Below are 18258 nucleotides of genomic sequence, written 5' to 3'. Positions count from 1 at the left end.
ATGTACTACCGCGTTCTCACCGTGAGTTCGCGGTCCTCGCCCGCGGACAGGCGCAGGCGCGCCGGTCCGCCGGTGGGGGTCTTGAGGTCCACGTCCGCGTCCCGGTCCGGGCTGATCAGGGCCGTGCAGATGCCGCCGCCCCAGCTCAGGTCGACGCGCGCGCCGAACCGGGTGCGCAGCCCGGAGACCGCGCCGCGCCGCCAGCCGGGAGGCGGCGCGGGCAGCAGGACGAGCCGGTCCGGCGTGGACTGCAGGAGCGACTCGGTGAGCAGCGCGGGCAGGGCGTGCGCGGCGTCCGCGTTGTAGACGTCCCGGCCCGGGTAGTGCGCGCTCATCAGGGAGCGGTGGAAGTAGTCGCCGGTCAGCACCTGGCGCAGGGCGTCGCCCACCCGGTCCGGGTCGCGCAGCCGGGCCGCGATCAGGGCGTGGTGGAGGTGGCCGTGCGCCGAGTCGTTCTCGGCGCCGCGCAGCTCCAGCGCCCGGTGCGCCGCCTTCGCCCACTCGGGGGTGGAGTACGGGTCGATCTCGTGGTGCGGCCAGACCGGGTAGAGGTGGCTGAGATGGCGGTGGTCGTAGGAGTCTTCGAGGCCCGGCCAGGCCCATTCGGCCAGCGCGCCGTCGGAGTTGACCCGGTAGTCGGGCAGCCGGTCGGCGAGGGCGCTCCAGCGCTCGCCGGCCGGACCCGGGTGCCAGGCGGCGGCGGTGCGCAGGGCGTGCCGGGCCGCCGCGATGTCCATCGTGGCGTTCAGCGTGCCCCAGCTCGCGTTGGCCGGGCGGTTCTCCGGCGAGTACGACGGCACGATCACCACGCGCCCGTCCGGTCCGGTCCGGGTGAGGAAGTCCTCGTAGAACAGGGCGACTTCGGCAAGAGCGGCGGCGAGCCAGGAGGGCCGTCGCCCTGTCGTCTCGGCCTGCTCGACCAGCGGGGTGAGGAGCCAGTCGGCGCCCGCCGTCCACAGGTGCATCGGCCACTGTCGCTGGAAGTGGTAGGCGTGCCCCGACTCGCCGTCCGTGTGCGCGGGCGCGACGATGCCCCGCGCCCCGAAGATCTCCCGCGCGTTGTCCCGCCAGTGCGCCAACTGCGCTTGTATCAGCGCCCCTTGGGCGTCGGTGACCTCGGGCAGTGCGCAGCTGACCGCGGACGCCGTCTGCAGATTGAGGTTGGCGTCCGTGGTGAACGCGCCGGACCAGGCCGTGTCCCATTCGCCGGTCCACAACCCCGTCAGCCGGGGCGGCAGCGCCCCGGACGCGCTGAGCAGGTGATAGCGGCCCGCGGCGAACAGCCGCTCCAGCAGGGCGTGGCTCTCCGGGTGCTCCAGCAGCGCGCTGCCGGGCAGGCCGCGCTCGGTACGGGGCGCGTTCAGGTCGAAGGCCACCCGCTCGTACGCGGTGCGGTGCGGCTCCTCGTGCCGGGCGAGCAGATCCGCGTAGGTCACCGCAGGACCGCCGGTCACCAGCGCCGCGAGACCGGTGGCCTCGCTGCCCGCGTCCAGCTCTCCGACGTGCCGGTGCACCCGTGTGAGCAGCAGCAGCCCCTCCGCGCCGTCGACGCGCAGCCCCGTCGCGCCGACCGAGGTGTGCCCGCCGTGCGTGAGCGCGAGCGTCACCCCGGTGAACGCCAGATCGCTCTGCGGATACCGGCAGCGCAGCGTCAGCTGGGCCCCCCGCGGGGTCAGCACGACGGCCCGGCCGACACCGAGACCACCCGGCACCCCGGCCAGCCGGTGGTCGAGCGAGAGTTCCCCGCTGAGCCCGGGCCCGGTGACGTACTGCACGACGACGTCGTCCGCGCGCGACACGAACACCCGGCTGTGCCACCCGCCGCACCGCGCCTCGGCCACCCCCGTCGCGAAGTCCACCGCGCGCCGGTACCCGCGCCACACCACGCTGTCCCGCACGAACCGCGCCTGGAACGCCGGATGGAACGCCCGCACCCATCGCAGTGCCCGGCCGTCCGTGAACTGCTCGGCGGCGCTCGCCTCGCCTGCCAGCAACCGGTCCTGGAGCAGCGAGAGTTGGGAGGCGAGCGCGGGCGGCCGAGGCTGCGGGCCGCCGTCCGGGCGGACCAGCGCGTGATGCGTGACGATCACCCGGTCGTCGTGCGGATCGCCGAACACGAGGGCGCCGTGCCGGCCGTTGCCGCTGAGGAAGGCGTCCTCCCAGCGGGCGGCGGGCGCCGGTTCCCAGGTGCCGTGCGGATGTTCAGGCAGCACCGCGCCCCCGCGTCCCGCGCGCGAGTACGGCGACGCCGAACCGGCCGAGCGGCACGGAACCCGTGTGCTCCTCGCCGCTCAGCACGTCCCGGTACGGCGCGTCGTCCGGCAGCGTGACAGTGACCTCCCCGCGCCCGTGGTGCAGCAGGAACAGCAGCCCGCCGCGGCGTACGGCCTCCACACCTGCGGGGAGGCCGGACATTGGAGGCCGTACGCCCGCCCCGGCGGCCGCGTCCGCGAGCAGCGAGCACAGGGCCGGGGGTTCGGGGAGGGTGGAGAGGTACCAGGCGGGGCCGCGGCGCAGCACGGCCGGCAGCCCGTCGAGCTCGCCGCCGCGGTACGCGGCCACCACCTCGGCGTCGGGTGCTGCCGTCAGCTCCTCCGACCACAGGGTGCCGGTGAAGGCGCCGCAGTCCACGCTCTCCCGCTCCTCCAGCGGCCACCACTCGTGCACCGTGCGGATGCCGAACAGCTCGCGCAGCCGGGCGTCCATACCGCCGCCCCGCACCCGGTCGTCGGCGTCGGCGACCCCGGTGAAGAACCCGCACACGAGCGTCCCGCCGCCGCGCGCGTACGCCACGAGGTTCTCGATCGCCGCGTCCGTCAGGAGGTACAGCTGCGGCACGACGACCATCCTGTACGCGGAGAGGTCGTGCTCGGGATGGGCGAAGCCGGCGGTGAGGTGGGCCTCCCACAGGGCCCGGTGCCAGGCCCGCACGACCTCCTCGTACGCGACCCGCGCCGACGGTCTGCCGTCCTGGCCGCCCGCCCACCAGGAGTGCCAGTCGTGCAGCACGGCGATGTCCGCGGGGACCCCGGCGCCGGCCACCTCCGGGCCGAGCCGGGCGAGTTCGGCGCCGATCCGCCTCACCTCGGCGAAGGTGCGGCCCTCCTTGCCCGCGTGCGTGAGCATCCCGGAGTGGAACTTCTCCGCGCCCTGCCGGGACTGCCGCCACTGGAAGTAGCAGACCGCGTCCGCGCCCCTGGCCACCGCCTGGAGGGACCAGAGTCGGTTGAGCCCGGCCGGCTTGGGGTGGTTGACCCCGCGCCAGTTCACCGGCCCCGCCGCCTGCTCCATGAGCATCCACGGGCCGCGGGCCTGGCCGCGCGTCATGTCGGCGATCATCGCGTTGTACTGGCCGCCCAGCGGGTCGCGCGGATCCGGGTAGACGTCGACGGAGACGATGTCCTCCTGCTCCGCCCACGCCCAGGCGTCCTGGCCCACCCACAGCGGCATGAAGTTGGTGGTGACCGGGGTGTGCGCGGGGGAGTGGCGGCGGACCAGGTCGCGTTCGGCGACGTAGCACTCCATGAGCGCGTCCGAGGTGAAGCGGCGGAAGTCGAGGAGCTGCGTGGGGTTGCGCAGGTACTGGGCGCGGCGCGGCGGGATCACGTCGTCCCACGTGTCGACGTGCTGGCTCCAGAAGGCCGTGCCCCAGGCCTCGTTGAGCGCCTCCAGGGTGTGGTACTTCGCGCGCAGCCAGTCGCGGAACGCGCGGGCCGCCTCGTCGCCGTAGTCGAACGTGCAGTACTCGTTGTTGATGTGCCACATGCGCAGCGCCGGGTGGTGGCCGTAGCGGATCGCGAGGTCCTCGGTGATCGCGGCGGCGTAGCGGCGGTAGGCGCTGGAGGAGTGCGCGAACTGCTGGCGCGAGCCCCACCACACCGTCTGCCCGTTCTCGTCGCGCGGCAGCGTCTCGGGGTGGAGGCGGCCAAGCCAGGGCGGCGGCGAGGAGGTCGGGGTGGCGAGGACGACACCGATGCCGTGCGCGTGCATCAGGTCCATCAGCCGGTCGAGCCAGCCGAACTCCCGCGCCCCTCGGCGGGGTTCGAGCTTCCCCCACGAGAAGACGCCGAGGGTCACGGAGGTGACACCCGCCTCCTTCATCAGGGTCACGTCCTCGGCCCAGACCTCCTCGGGCCACTGCTCCGGGTTGTAGTCGCCGCCGAAGAGGAGGCGGCCGTCGGGCGCGATGGTCGGGCGCTCGCCGGTCATCCCTTCACCGCCCCGGTCAGCATGCCCTTCTTGAAGTGGCGCTGGACGAGCGGCGAGGCCACGGCGACGGGGATCAGGGCGAGGACCATGACGGCCATCTGGAGTCCGAGCGTGGAGAGCTGGCCGGTGCGGACCGCCTGCTGGAGCCCGGTCGGCGCCGCGGTGTTCTTCTGGACGAGCTGGATGAGCACGTTCTGGAGCGGCATCATGTCCTGGTCGGTGAGGTAGATCGAGGCGTTGAACCAGGCGCTCCAGTAGCCGACCGCGTAGAACAGCGAGATGACGGCCAGCACCGCCCGGGACAGCGGCATGATGATGGTCAGCAGGATGCGCAGGTCGCTCGCCCCGTCGATGCGCGCGGACTCGGTGAGTTCCGGGGAGATCCCCATGAAGAAGCCGCGCAGGACGAGGATGTTGAAGACGCTGACCGCGCTCGGCAGGATCAGCGACAGATACGTGTCGGTGAGACCGAGCGACTGCACCAGCAGGTAGGTCGGGATCAGTCCTGCCCCGAAGAACATGGTGGCCATCAGGGTCATCAGGAGGAGCCGGTGGCCGAGGCTGCCGGGGCGGGACAGACCGTAGGCGGCGAGCACCGACACCGCCATCGAGAACACGGTGCCGACGAGCGTGACGCCGACCGAGACGAGGATCGCCCGGCTGACCTGGCCGCCGCCGAGCAGCTCCGTGTAGTTGATGAACGTGATGCCCTGCGGGATCACGACGAGCCCGCCGACCCGGTCGATCACCGGCTTCGGGGAGAGGCTGGTGACGATCACGATCCACAGTGGGGCGATCACGCCCAGACAGCACAGGACGAGGAAGCCGCCCTTCGCGGTGAGCCCGGCCTTCTTCGGCGGCTCCTCCCACGCGGGCCTGGCCGGTGCCTTGAGGCTGCGGATGAGCTGCGTGTTCAGGCTCATTTCTTGTACACCCCCTGCTCACCGAGCAGATGAGCGAACTTGTTCGCGGCGAGCACGAGAGTGACCCCGATCACGCCCTTGACCAGGCCGACCGCTGCCGCGTAGCTGAAGTCGCCGTTCTGGATGCCCATGTTCCACACGTAGGTGTCGAGCACCTCGCTGGCGCCCACCCCGACCGCGTCGCGCTGGAGCAGGAACTGCTCGAAGCCGACGCTCAGCGCGTCACCGACCCGCAGCACGAGCAGCAGCGCGATGACCGGGCGCAGCGCGGGGAGCGTCACGTGCCACATGCGGCGCCAGCGGCCCGCGCCGTCCATCGCGGCGGCCTCGTAGAGGTCGGTGGAGACGGCCGCGAGGGCGGCGAGGAAGACGATGATCCCCCAGCCGGCGTCCTTCCACACGGACTGCGCGGTGACGAGGAACTTGAACAGGTCCGCGTTCGTCATCAGGTCGAAGCCGCCCCAGCCGTGCTTCTCCATGGTCTGGGCGATGATGCCCGCCCCGCCGAAGACCTGCTGGAAGACGGTGACGACGAGGACCCACGAGAAGAAGTGCGGCAGGTACATGATCGCCTGCGCGACGGCCCGGACCCGGGGCCGGATCACGCTGTTGATGAGGAGCGCGAGGGCGATCGGGATGGGGAAGAAGAGCACGAGCTGGAGCAGGAACAGCACGACCGTGTTCTTCGTCGCGCTCCAGAACAGCGGATCGTCGAACATCCGGGAGAACTGCTCCACGCCGAGCCACGGGCTGTGGAAGATCGCCGTGACGCCGTTGCTCGCGGCGTACGGGTCGTAGTCCTGGAACGCGACGACGTTGCCGAGCAGCGGGACGTAGTTGAAGAGCAGGAGCAGCGCGATGGCGGGCAGCGTCATCAGGATGAGCGCGCGGTCGCGGCGCAGCCGGACCCGCCAGGGGAGCCGGCCTGCCGCACACTTCCTGGGAACCGCCTTCGGGACGAGCGCGGCCACCGGCTCCTCGACGGCGGCCGCGGGACGGGTCCCGTCGGGCCTGCTCCCGGCCGTGAGAGACATCAGTTGCCGCTGCCGTTCTTGTCGATGAGCTTCTTGTACCAGTCGCGCAGCTTGTCGCCGCCGGAGGACTTCCAGGTGGCGACGGCCTGCTGCACGTCGGACAGCTTCTTGTTGCCGCGCACGTAGTCGATCTCCAGCTGCTCGAACTGGCTGGAGAGATTGGCGTAGCGCGTCGGCTCGACGATGTTCATGCCGTACGTCGACGTCTTCTTCATGAAGGCGCCCATCCGCTGCTCCCACTCGACCTGCTTGCGGGCGACGTCGGGGTAGTCGGGGTGCGCGAAGTACGGGGCGGGGGCGGCCAGCATCACCCAGGCGTTGATGACCTCCTGGTTGCCCTGGTCGGTCTTGACGGGGACGCCGTCCTTGACCGTGTAGTGGGTGCCCTCGACGCCGTAGTCGACGAGGATGCGCTCCTTGGTGCCGTACGGGGCGGCCGCGAAGTTGGCGGCGGCCAGCGCGTTCTCGACCGTCTCCTTCGAGGCGCCCTTGCGGATCAGCGACCAGATGTTGGCGGGCTGGCTCGCCCACAGCCGCGGGGCGCCGCCGTCGGCGCCGAAGATGTCCATGGCGTCGATCGCGAAGTCCGGGTTGGACTTGGCCTGTTCGGCGGTCTTGCCGTACCAGGCGGACATGTCCATGTTGTACATGAGGATCTGGCCGGCGCCGAAGCGCTGGCTCGCGTCGCCCGAGCGCGCCTTGTCGTCGGGGTGCACGACGCCCGCGTCGAACAGCTTGCGGGTCCATTCCAGGGCTTCGAGGTACTCGGGCTGCTCGATGCGGTACTTCAGTTTGCCGTCGTCCTCGATGTGCCAGCCGAGCGTGCCGGAGGGGCGGACACCGAAGATGTTGAAGGCGGTCCAGCTCATGTCACCGCAGGCGTACACCTTGGCTTTGGCGCTGGTCGCCTCCTTGGCCCAGCTGACGAACTCATCCGGCGACGTGGGGGCCTTGTAGCCCTTCTTGTCGAAGATGTCCTTGCGGTAGTACGCGATGTTGAAGGTCGCGGCGGCGGTCGGCATCGGGATGCCGCGCAGCGCGCCGCCGAAGATGCCCATGCGCCAGGAGTCCGAGGGGATCGCGGCCAGGTTCGGGTACTTCTTCACCTTGTCGCCGGCCAGGTACGGGCCGAGGTCCATGAACTTGGCGGTGACCGCGTTGGAGATCTTGCCGACCAGTTCCCAGGCCGGCACGACCACCATGTCCGGTATGGAACTGGAGGCGAGCACGGCGCCGAGCTTCTGCCCGTAGGTGTTGCCGTCCTGGTTCTGCCAGGTGACCTTGGTGCCGGCCGCCGCGTCGAGCGCCTTGTAATAGGCGCAGTCGCCCTTCGGCGGAGAGCCCCAGAACGGGGACATGATCTTGATGGGGGTGCCGGTGCCGAGTTTCTCGGCGGCCGACGCGGCGAGGGCCGAGAGCTCCACCTTGCCGGTGTAACCGGCCGCCGAGCCGTTCTTCGAGGGAAGGTCCGGATCGGCGAACTTGCTGGCCATGAACGTCGGCAGCAACTTGGCCGCGTCCTTTCCGGAAGTGGTGCCTTCCCGGTCCTTGCTGTCCGACCCGCCGCAGGCGGTGAGCAGCGGCATCCCGCCGGCCACGGCCGCGGCGGCCACGGCGGTGGAAGCCAGGAAACTTCTCCGGCTGGGAGCGGAGGGGGAGGGCGAGTTCGGCGTCATTGCGGCAACCCTTCAAGGAACGCGTCGCGTGTTTGTCGAAGCGCTTCGATGTTGCAGCGAGGCTAAGGGAACGTTTCCGGGGTCACAAGGTGGGTGCGCGGAATTCCTCAACCGACTTTCCCCGCCCGGCTCTTGACACCTGCTGGGGCGAGTGCGGAGCATCGAAGCGCTTCGAAGATTCCTTCGCCTCCGCCCCGCTCCTTTGCCAAGGGACTCGCACGTGACCGAAAAGCCCCTGCTCCGCCCCGATTCCGTGCCCGGCGCGGACAAACGCGTCGACGACCTCCTGGCCCGGCTGACGCTCGACGAACGCATCGCGCTGCTGCACCAGTTCACACCTGCCGTCGAACGGGTCGGCCTCGCCGCGTTCCGCACCGGACAGGAAGCGCTGCACGGCGTCGCGTGGATGGGCCCTGCCACCGTCTTCCCGCAGGCCGTCGGGTTCGGCGCCACCTGGAACGACGACCTGGTGCGCCGCGTCGGCGACGCCGTCTCCGCCGAGGTGCGCGCGATGCGCGCCCGCGACGACCGCGTCGGCCTCAACGTCTGGGCCCCCACGGTCAATCTGCTGCGCCACCCGCTGTGGGGGAGGAACGAGGAGGGCTACTCCGAGGACCCCCACCTCACCGCCGCGATCGCCACCGCCTACACCCGCGGCCTGCGCGGCACCCACCCCACGTACTGGCGCACCGCCCCCGTACTCAAGCACTGGCTCGCCCACAACAACGAGACCCGCCGGGACACGTCGAACTCCTCCGTACGCCCCCGCGTCCTGCACGAGTACGACCTCAGGGCCTTCCGCGCCCCGGTCCAGGCGGGGGCGGTCGCCGGAGTCATGCCCGCCTACAACCTCGTCAACGGCCGCCCCAACCACGTATCCCCCTCTCTGCGCGAGCAGTTGAGAACCTGGACCGACCAGGGGCTCCTCGTCTGCTCGGACGCGGGCGCGCCCAGCAACCTCGTCGACTCCGAGCACTACTTCGACACCCACGAGGAGGCCACCGCCGCCGCGCTCGTCGCGGGCGTCGACAGCTTCACCGACCACGGCACAGACTCCTCGACGATCACCGGACGGCTCCGCCGCGCCCTCGACCAGGGGCTGATCTCCGAGTCCGACATCGACACCGCCGCCCGCCGCCAGCTCGAAGTCCGGGCGCGGCTCGGCGAGTTCGAGGAGAGCGACCCCTTCGAGGACGTACGGGACTTCGACACCGAGGCCCATCGCGCCCTCGCCCAGGAAGCCGCCGAGCAGGCGATCGTGCTGCTCAAGAACGACGGCCTGCTGCCCCTGCCCGCCACCGCCCGGATCGCACTGGTCGGACTCCTCGCCGACGAGTGCAAGACGGACTGGTACAGCGGCACCCTCCTGCACCGCTCCACCCCGCTCGACGGCCTGTACGAGAGGTTCGGCACCGAGCAGGTCACCTTCGCGGAGGGCGTCGACCGCGTGCGGCTGCGCTGCGACGAGGGCTGGCTGTACGTCCCCGACGCCCCCGGACAGGAGGGGGCCCAGGGCGACGGGGCCGCCCTCGACCCCGCGCTCCTCGCCGGCCGCACCGACCTGCCGCCGCTCACCACCGCACGCGACACCGGCACCGAACTCGCCTTGGTCGACTGGGGCGAGGGCGTCCTCACCCTGCGCGCACCGGACGGCCGCTACCTGTCGGTCGCCGAGGACGGCCGGGTGCGGGCCTCCGCCGAGCAGCCCGGAGGCTGGATCGTCCAGGAGACGTACGAGCTCGAACCCCACGGAAACGGTCACCTCCTGCGACACACGGGTACGGGTCGGTACGTGTCTGTCGCCGCCGACGGCGTGCAGGTTGCCGACGAAGGCACCGTTTTCCGGGTGGAGTTCGTGGAGCGCGGCGAGGAAGCCGTGGCCAGAGCCGCCGCCGAGGCGGACGTGGTGATCGTCGTCGCGGGCAACGACCCGCACATCAACGGCCGCGAGACCGAGGACCGGACCACCCTCGACCTGCCCGCCCACCAGGACCGCCTGTGGCGCGTGGCCCGCGCGGCGAACCCGGCTACCGTCCTGGCCCTGGTCTCCGCCTACCCGTACGCCGTCCCCGACGCCCACGCCGCACTCCCCGCCCTGCTGTGGACCGCCCACGGCGGCCAGGCCGCGGGCCGCGCCCTCGCCCGGGTGCTCGCGGGCGACGTCAGCCCCGCCGGCCGCCTCCCGCAGACCTGGTACGCGGCCGACGCCGACCTGCCCGGTCTGCTCGACTACGACGTCATCGGCTCCCGCCAGACCTACCTCTACTTCGAGGGCGCCCCGCTCTACCCGTTCGGCCACGGCCTGTCCTACACCTCGTTCACCTACGACGCGCCCTTCGTGACCCGCGGCGACGAGGCGCTGGAGTTCACCGTCACCGTCACCAACACCGGCCCCCGCACCGCCGACGAGGTGGCGCAGCTCTACGTCCGCCCGCTCGGCATGCCCGTGCCGCGCCCCCGCCGCCAGCTCCTCGCGTACCGCAGGCTGACCCTCGCGGCCGGCGCGGCCGAGCGCGTCACCTTCACCGTGCCGCTCGGCGACCTCGGCCACCACGACGTGGCCCGCGACCGGTGGAGCGTCACCTCGGGCACGTACGAACTGCTCGTCGGCGCCTCCAGCGAGGACATCCGGCACACCGCGCGGCTCACCGTCGAGGGCGACGACCCCGCCCCCCGCCCGGTGCGCGCCGCCGGCCTGGACGCGGCGAGCTACGACGAGCAGCACGGCACCGAGATCGTCGACCGCACGAAGACCTCCGGCGACGCCGTGACCACGGTCGCCGACACCGGTGAACTCCTCTACCGGGACTGCGACTTCGGCGCCGACGGCGTCTCCGGCGTACGTGTGCTGGCCGTGGGCGAGGGGACCGTCGAGATCGCGGAGGGGTGCGTGGTCACCGTCCCACCGACCGGCGGCCCGTACACCTACCTCACGCTGGACGCCGACTTCACCGCCACCGGGGTGCGCGACCTGCGCGTCCGGCTGCGCGGCGGGGTCCGCCTGGCCCGGCTCACCTTCGTCCCGCGGGGGACCGACAGCGTTCCACGGGGGGTCGACGCATGAAGTTCACCGACGGTTTCTGGCTGATGCGCGAAGGGGTCCGCGCCGCGTACGCCACCGATGTCCGCGAGGTCAGGGTCGGCGAGGAGGGCGGCGACCGGTTCACCGCCTACGCCGCCGTGCGGCACGTCAGGGGCCGGGGCGACACCCTCAACCAGCCGCTGATCACGGTCGACTGCTTCTCTCCCGCCGAGGGCGTCATCGGCGTCCGCTTCACCCACCACGCGGGCGGCCGGCGCCGTGGCCCCGACTTCGAACTGCTGCCCGCGGAGGGTGGCAGCGGCGCCCGGGTCACCCGCGACGGCACCGTCACCGAGCTGACCACGGGCCCGCTGCGGCTGCGCCTGGACACCGCGGGGGAGTGGGGCCTGGAGTTCCACGACACCTCGACCGGGCGCCGGCTGACCGCCGTCGAGAGCAAGGGCACCGCCTTCGCGACGACCCCCGACGGCGCCCACCACATGATCGCCCAGCTCGCGCTCGGCGTCGGCGAACAGATCTACGGCCTCGGCGAACGCTTCACGCCGTTCGTCAAGAACGGCCAGACCGTCGACATCTGGCAGGCCGACGGCGGCACGAGCAGCGAACTCGCCTACAAGAACGTCCCGTTCCACCTCTCCTCCCACGGCTACGGCGTCCTCGTCAACCACCCGGGGAAGGTCAGCTACGAGATCGGCTCGGAGTCCGTCGGGCAGCTCCAGTTCAGCGTCGAGGACCAGTCGGTCGAGTTCTACGTCGTCGCGGGCCCGACCCCCAAGGACGTACTGCGCCGCTACACCGCGCTCACCGGCCGCCCGGCGCTCCCGCCGGCCTGGTCGTTCGGCCTGTGGCTGACGACATCCTTCTGCACGCAGTACGACGAGGAGACGGTGACGTCGTTCGTCGACGGCATGGCCGAGCGGGACATCCCGCTGAGCGTCTTCCACTTCGACTGCTTCTGGATGCGCGAGTACCAGTGGTCGGACTTCGCCTGGGACCCGGACGTCTTCCCCGACCCGGCCGGCATGCTGCGCCGCCTCAAGGCCCGCGGCCTGCGCATCAGCATGTGGATCAACCCGTACATCGCGCAGAAGTCCCCGCTGTTCGCGGAGGCGGCCGGCCTCGGCCACCTGGTGCGGCGGCCGAACGGTGACATCTGGCAGTGGGACCTGTGGCAGCCCGGCATGGCCCTCGTCGACTTCACCGACCCGGCGGCCCGTGACTGGTACGCGGGCAAACTGCGCACCCTGCTCGACCAGGGCGTCGACAGCTTCAAGACGGACTTCGGCGAACGCGTCCCCACCGATGTCGTCTGGCACGACGGCTCCGACCCGGAGCGCATGCACAACTACTACGCGCAGCTCTACAACCGCACCGTCTTCGAACTCCTGGAGAAGGAGCGGGGCAGCGGCGAGGCGGTCGTCTTCGCCCGTTCGGCGACCGTCGGCGGCCAGCAGTTCCCGGTGCACTGGGGCGGCGACTGCTTCGCGTCGTTCACGGCGATGGCCGAGTCGCTGCGCGGCGGACTCTCCCTCTCGCTGTCCGGCTTCGGCTTCTGGTCGCACGACATCGGCGGCTTCGAGGGCACCCCCGACCCGGCCGTCTTCAAACGCTGGCTCGCCTTCGGGCTGCTCTCCTCGCACAGCCGGCTGCACGGCAACGTCTCGTACCGGGTGCCGTGGGAGTTCGGCGAGGAAGCGGTCGACGTGGCCCGCGAGTTCACCAAGCTCAAGCACCGCCTCATGCCGTACCTGTACGGGGCCGCGGTCGAGGCCCACGCCACCGGTGTGCCCCTGATGCGGCCGATGCTCCTGGAGTTTCCCGGCGACCCGACCGCCCGCTCCCTCGACCGCCAGTACATGCTCGGCCCCGACCTGCTCGTGGCCCCGGTCTTCACGGCCGACGGCGACGTCGAGTACTACCTGCCCGCGGGCACCTGGACCCATCTGCTCACGGGGGAGCGGGTCGAGGGCCCGGTGTGGCGCCGCGAGACCCACGGCTTCGACACTCTGCCGCTGTACGTCCGCCCGGGCGCGGTGATCCCGCTGGGCGCGGACGACCGGCGCCCGGACGGCGACTGGCCCGACGGTCTGACCCTGCTGGTCGCGCCGGGGGCGGACGACGTGACGGTGACGGTGCCGGGCCACGGCCCGGACGGGACCGGCCGGTCCGCGACCTACCGGGTGAGCCGGGAGCGCGACGGCGGGGCGCTCTCGGCCCAGGTGACGGGTACGGAACTGCCGTACGAGATAAGGGAGTTGTAGGAAGTCGAGGTGTGAGGGGAGGGCGGGCCTACGCGGGTCCTTGCTCGAACCAGTCGAAGTGCACGGTGCCGGCCGCGGCGTACAGACCGATGACGCGGCCGGTGAAGCCGCCGGCCACCTCGGTGGAGAGGTACCGGCCGTCGAGAGTGGCGAGCGCGGTGAAGGTGCCGTCCGGCGCCGCGACGCCGAAGGTGAGGGTGTCGGGCCCGGTGCGGGGGTCGCGGAGCGTCTCCGTGGCGGCGATGTCGACGCCGAGGACCAGAGGCCCGCCGGGGAGCGGCCGGGACGCCAGTACGCTCCGCACCGGCCCGATGCGGGCGACGACCCGCACCTCGGCCGCGTCCGCCTCGATCTCGTAGTGGTGCAGCTCGTCCAGGCGCACGGCCAGGCCGCCGCGACCCCGCGCCGGATCGACGCGGGCGCGCACACGGCACGACAGCTGCTCCTGCCGCCGGCCGACGAGAACCACGTCGGGCTCGTCCAGGGAACCCCCGGCGGCCCGCAGCGTCAGCGATCCGGGCCGCTCCTCGGTGGTGACGTGCCCGGCAGGGCGGCCGCGCGGCGAGATCCAGCCGTGCGCGAGCGCGGCCAGGTCGAAGTCGTCCCGGTACGGGGCGGGAGGCGTGGCCGCGCCGGTGACGAGCGCGCCGACCACCGGCCAACCGTCCTCCCAGGTCACCGGCGCGAGGAAGGTCTCCCGGCCGAGCACGTGCCAGCCCGGGGAGCCGCCGCGCGGGCGCACCCCGAGCAGCACCATCCACCAGGTGCCGTCGGGTGCCTGTACGAGGTCGGCGTGGCCGGTGTTCTGGACCGGGTCATCGGTGGAGCGGTGCGTGAGGACCGGGTTGGCCGGGCACGGCTCGAAGGGGCCCGCCGGGCCGGGGCCCCGCGCGACCGAGACGCCGTGGCCGCGCTCCGTGCCGCCCTCGGCGATGAGCAGGTACCAGTAGGCGCCGATCCGGTGGAGGTGCGGCGCCTCCGGTGCCTTGGCGCCCGGCGTGCCGGACCAGATCCGGCGCGGCTCGCCGAACGTCTCCCCGGTGGACGGGTCGATGCGGACCTGGGAGACCCCGGCCACCGTGCACCAGCACGTGCCGTCGTCGTCCCAGGCGAGGTCCGGGTCGATGCCGGGGACGCCGGGCAGCCGGACGGGGTCCGACCAGGGCCCGGCCGGATCGGTGGCGGTCACCACGAGGTTGCCGCCGCCGTCGGCGACGTCCGTGACGATCAGCCAGAACCGTCCGTCGTGGTGGCGCAGCGTGGGCGCGTAGATCCCGGCGGAGGCGGGGGTGTCCACCGGCAGGCTCAACTGGCCCGGCCGGTCGAGGGCGTTGCCGATCTGCGTCCAGTGCACCAGGTCGCGGCTGTGGAACAGCGGCACTCCGGGGAAGTACTCGAAGCTGGAGCACGCGAGGTAGTAGTCCTCGCCCACGCGGCAGACGCTGGGGTCGGGGTGGAAGCCGGGGATGACCGGGTGTCCGCCTGCCATGCGGTTCCTCTCCTGGGAGTCGAAGCGCTTCGACCGTCGGAGGGTAGCCAGAGCGGTGAGGACCCGGCAAGACCCCGGGCTCTCAGCGCTCCAGCTCGCGGTGCGCGCTCTCCGGCAGCCGCAGGTAGACCACGGACGACACCAGGCAGAGCGCGGCGACGTACCAGGGGAACAGCCCGCTGTGGCCCCACTCCTTGAAGAGCGTGCCCATGTACGGTGCGGTGCCGCCGAACAGAGCGACCGTCAGCGAGTACGGGAACCCGATCCCGGCCGCCCGCACCCGCGCCGGGAAGATCTCCGCGTTGACCGCCGCCGAGATCGACGTGAAGCCGGTCAGCAGCACCATGCCCGCGCACTGTGTGAGCAGCAGGGAGCCGATCGAGCCCGTCAGCGAGTGCAGCAACGGCACACTCAGCAGGGCGAAGCCGACGCCGAAGAAGAGGAGGAGCGGCTTGCGGCCCAGCCGGTCGGAGAGCAGCCCGCCCACCGGCTGGAGCAGCGCGAAGAAGGCGAGCGAGACGGTGCCGACGAGCAGCGCGTCCGACGTGTCGATGCCCGTGTTCAGCTCCGCGTACGTCGGCAGGTACGACGTCCACGTGTAGTACGCGAGTGTGCCGCCCGCCGTGATGCCGCAGATCAGGAGCGACTCGCGCGGGTGGTGGCGCAGTGCGTCGAACAGGCCGGGCCGCGCGTCCGGCCGCGCGAGTTCCTGGCTGCGGGTCTCCTGCGCACCCTGCCGGATCCAGAACCCGACGAGGCTGAGCAGGGCGCCCGCGAGGAACGGCACGCGCCAGCCCCAGCCGTCCATCTGCCCGTCCCCGAGCGTGCCGACCAGGAGTGCGGCGAGACCCGACGCCGCCAACTGGCCGATGGACGTGGACACGTACTGGAAGGAGGAGAACAGACCGCGCCGCCCCGGCCCGGCCGACTCGACCAGGAACGTCGTGGACGCCGCGAACTCACCGCCCACGGAGAGCCCTTGGAGCAGCCGGGCCAGGACCAGCACGACCGGCGCGAGGACGCCCACGGCGGCGTACGTCGGGGTGAGCCCCACCAGCAGGCTGCTGCCGCCCATCAGCAGGATGGTCACGGTCAGCGCGGCGCGCCGCCCGCGCCGGTCCGCGACGGTACCCATCAGCAGCCCGCCCACGGGGCGCATGAAGAAGCCGACCGCGAAGACGGCGAAGGTGGACAGGAGCGGGACCAGCGAGTTGTCGGCGCTCTTGGGGAAGACCTGGTCGGCGATGTACGTCGCGAGGAAGGTGTACGCGTACCAGTCGTACCACTCGACGGCGTTGCCGACGGAGGCGGCGAGGAGTTGGCGGACCGGGTGAGCGGGTGGGGCCGCGGTGGCGATCGTCTCTGTCATGATCCTGACCCATTCCCAGGACAATCCCTGCTCACGCGCGGGTCGAGACACTCGACCCGCAGCCGCCGGCCACCCCGGTCGCGGCGCCGACGCCTATATCGACGCCGGGGCCCGGGAACCTCGCACAACGGCGTGCAACAGGGATATGGCGTCCCTGCGACGCGGCGGGCTGCTCAACCTGTCGGTGTTCAAGGACGTCGTCCAGCCGCTCGAGAAGGTGAACGAAGCGATCCCTGGTGTAGAGAATTGTCACGGCGGATTCAGCAACTTCATCATCGGCCTGACCGTGCGCTGAGCCGTTCGACGCGCGCTGAATAGCGATGGCATGGCTCAACGGTAGGCAGATCTGGACAGACCTCACGTACCTCCACGACTGCTTGGTCACCTACCCCAGCGGCGCAGACAGCGGCCCCAGTCGCCTCTCCCTGACAGCGGTGAAGTACGAGGCCCCATGTCAGAGCCGCATGCATAGGTCACGGCCGTCGTAGACAGCGACGCCACCGAGCTTGCCCGGGGCGGCGACGCTCCGGGGAGGCAAGCGCGCAGGCGTGGTCCGGCGACACGGAAGGGCCACCGGCGGAGTGGCGGCGGAGTGGCGTCCGGGGCGGCAGGGACGCAGGGGCCATGGATGACGAAGAAGAGGAGCGCCAAAATGTCACCTGGCGACCATCGCGTGACCGCTCTCCGCCGGGCGATTTGTCAGATCCAGGGGAAGGATTGGAGGGCGCTACGGCGAGCAATCAGCCGCCGACGCACCCTCCCACACCCGAACCGCGCCGGAAGGACATGTCATGGCCGCCACCACACCCAAGGCTCCGACTGCACCAGGGGTACGGTCCTGGTGGGGGATCCCGTATGCCACCGCCGAGCGGTACCGCCGCCCCGTGGTCGCGGAGTTCGATCCGGACCTCCCCTATAACCGCAAGGGCGTCGTCTCCGTCCAGCCCGACAGCGGTGACTGGCTCGAAGCGGACAGCGGGATGGGCGAGGACTGCCTGAACCTGAACGTGTGGGCTCCCGAGGAGTCGGCCAGGGAGGCGCTGCCGGTGGCCGTGTACATCCACGGCGGCGGATTCGAGTACGGCGCGAACACGCAGATCACCTCGAACGCCGCCGGCCTCGCCGCGACGGGGCGCGTGGTGGGCGTGTCGATCAACTACCGGCTCGGCGCCCTGGGCGCGCTCTCACTCTCGCAGTACGGCGGGCGGCTCGCCGAGGCCAGCAACCTCTTCCTGCAGGACGCCATCGCCGCGCTCACCTGGATCCAGCGGAACATCGCCCACTTCGGTGGCGATCCCGACCAGGTCACCGTCTACGGCCACAGCGGCGGCGCCTATACCACCTTCGGGCTGCTCAGTGCCTCCTCCGCCAACGGCCTGTACCGGCGCCTGGCCGGGTTCTCCGGCGGGCCGGCCCGCTCCATCCCGGCCTGGTGGGCCGAGGAACTCGCGCACCGGTTCGTTACGGAACTCGGTGTCGCAGACAACCCCGACAAGCTGATCGACCTCGACACGGCCTCCCTGGCGGCCGCCCTGAAGAAGGTCGCCCCGACGGATCTCGGAGTCCGCGGCGGGGTGGACAACCAGGCCACCGGCGTCGTCCTGGACATCGGACAGCCCGGCGCGGTGGTGCACGCCCACCCCATGGACGTCCTGGCCTCGGGCGCGCACCGCGGTGTCGACGTGCTGCTGAGCATGGCCAGCGACGACATGGGCTGGTGGGTGGCGAACGACCTCGACCGGTTCGACCCGCACACGCTCGACCGCGTCACCGACGAGGTCGCGGGGTGGCGCATTTCCCGCTCCCGCGCCAGGAAGATCGTCCATGCCTACGACCAGGGCGGCCGTACCCCGGCCGAGGTTCGCGCCGCGCTCATGGCGGACTACCTCTTCGCGCTTCCCGCCGCCCGTGGTGCCCTGGCCCACGCCGCCGCGGGCGGCACCGCCCATCTCCTGGTGATCGGACCCGCCGAGGGCGCGCCCGCCGTGCACGGCACCGAGATGTACGCCCTGGTCGGCCAGGAACAGCCGGGCCGCAGTGCCGAGCAGGCCGAGCGTGACACGCGTATCCGCGACATCCTGCTCGACTTCGTCACCGGCGAGCAGTCCCGGCTGTGGCCCGCCGTCACGGACCGTCCGACCTCGGAAAGGGTCGGCAACCCTCCCTTCGAGGCGAGCGCCCACTATCAGGCGGCCCTCGACCTGTGGGAGGGCATCGACCGTCCCTGACGGCCATCGGGGAATACGGACATGCG

The 18258-nt window shown here is 71.6% G+C and carries 11 protein-coding genes; 4 read left to right on the top strand and 7 right to left on the bottom strand.

Translation table 11 applies throughout. From position 1 onward, the window contains the following. Positions 1-5 precede the first annotated feature (5 nt). From ACZ45E_RS22960 to ACZ45E_RS22940, 5 genes are read right to left on the bottom strand one after another with little or no spacing between them, the layout of a single operon-like run. Complete coding sequence (locus ACZ45E_RS22960) at positions 6-2213, bottom strand: glycosyl hydrolase family 95 catalytic domain-containing protein (RefSeq protein WP_468223288.1); 2208 nt, start codon at positions 2211-2213, stop codon at positions 6-8. Beyond that, on the bottom strand, positions 2203-4209 hold the full coding sequence (locus tag ACZ45E_RS22955; RefSeq protein WP_468223286.1) for a beta-galactosidase: 2007 nt from the start codon (positions 4207-4209) through the stop codon (positions 2203-2205). The genes ACZ45E_RS22960 and ACZ45E_RS22955 overlap by 11 nt, the downstream gene beginning before the upstream one ends. Beyond that, positions 4206-5132: a carbohydrate ABC transporter permease gene (locus tag ACZ45E_RS22950; RefSeq protein WP_468223285.1), complete on the bottom strand. Its 927-nt coding sequence runs from the start codon at positions 5130-5132 to the stop codon at positions 4206-4208. Before ACZ45E_RS22950 ends, ACZ45E_RS22955 begins: the two co-directional genes overlap by 4 nt. Next, a complete protein-coding gene (locus ACZ45E_RS22945; RefSeq protein WP_468223282.1) occupies positions 5129-6166 on the bottom strand; it encodes an ABC transporter permease in 1038 nt (345 codons plus the stop codon). Before ACZ45E_RS22945 ends, ACZ45E_RS22950 begins: the two co-directional genes overlap by 4 nt. After that, entirely contained in the window at positions 6166-7842 is a 1677-nt protein-coding gene (locus tag ACZ45E_RS22940; protein ID WP_468223280.1) for an extracellular solute-binding protein, read from the bottom strand. The genes ACZ45E_RS22945 and ACZ45E_RS22940 overlap by 1 nt, the downstream gene beginning before the upstream one ends. Positions 7843-8062: 220 nt before the next feature. Between ACZ45E_RS22940 and ACZ45E_RS22935 the strand changes: the two genes are divergently transcribed. Both ACZ45E_RS22935 and yicI read left to right on the top strand, forming a co-directional pair. Next, positions 8063-10906 carry a glycoside hydrolase family 3 C-terminal domain-containing protein gene (locus tag ACZ45E_RS22935; RefSeq protein ID WP_468223278.1) on the top strand — a complete coding sequence of 948 codons (2844 nt, stop codon included), beginning with the start codon at positions 8063-8065 and terminating at the stop codon, positions 10904-10906. Beyond that, a complete protein-coding gene (gene yicI / locus ACZ45E_RS22930; RefSeq protein WP_468223277.1) occupies positions 10903-13146 on the top strand; it encodes an alpha-xylosidase in 2244 nt (747 codons plus the stop codon). The genes ACZ45E_RS22935 and yicI overlap by 4 nt, the downstream gene beginning before the upstream one ends. A gap of 28 nt (positions 13147-13174) precedes the next feature. Here yicI and ACZ45E_RS22925 read toward each other — a convergent pair whose 3' ends face one another. After that, positions 13175-14635, bottom strand: a complete 1461-nt coding sequence (locus ACZ45E_RS22925) for a glycoside hydrolase family 43 protein (RefSeq protein WP_468223274.1) — start codon at positions 14633-14635, stop codon at positions 13175-13177. 82 nt (positions 14636-14717) lie between these two features. Then, positions 14718-16004 carry an MFS transporter gene (locus ACZ45E_RS22920; RefSeq protein WP_468223272.1) on the bottom strand — a complete coding sequence of 429 codons (1287 nt, stop codon included), beginning with the start codon at positions 16002-16004 and terminating at the stop codon, positions 14718-14720. On the opposite strand from ACZ45E_RS22920, the gene ACZ45E_RS22915 reads away from it, so the two are divergent. Beyond that, complete coding sequence (locus ACZ45E_RS22915; protein ID WP_468223269.1) at positions 16003-16299, top strand: hypothetical protein; 297 nt, start codon at positions 16003-16005, stop codon at positions 16297-16299. The two genes, ACZ45E_RS22920 and ACZ45E_RS22915, sit on opposite strands and share 2 nt — an antisense overlap. A 496-nt stretch (positions 16300-16795) precedes the next feature. Next, positions 16796-18232 carry a carboxylesterase family protein gene (locus ACZ45E_RS22910; protein WP_468223267.1) on the top strand — a complete coding sequence of 479 codons (1437 nt, stop codon included), beginning with the start codon at positions 16796-16798 and terminating at the stop codon, positions 18230-18232. Positions 18233-18258: the final 26 nt, after the last annotated feature.

The sequence above is a fragment of the Streptomyces sp. NPDC030991 genome (assembly GCF_055571235.1).
This window is presented reverse-complemented; position numbering and strand designations above follow the sequence as displayed.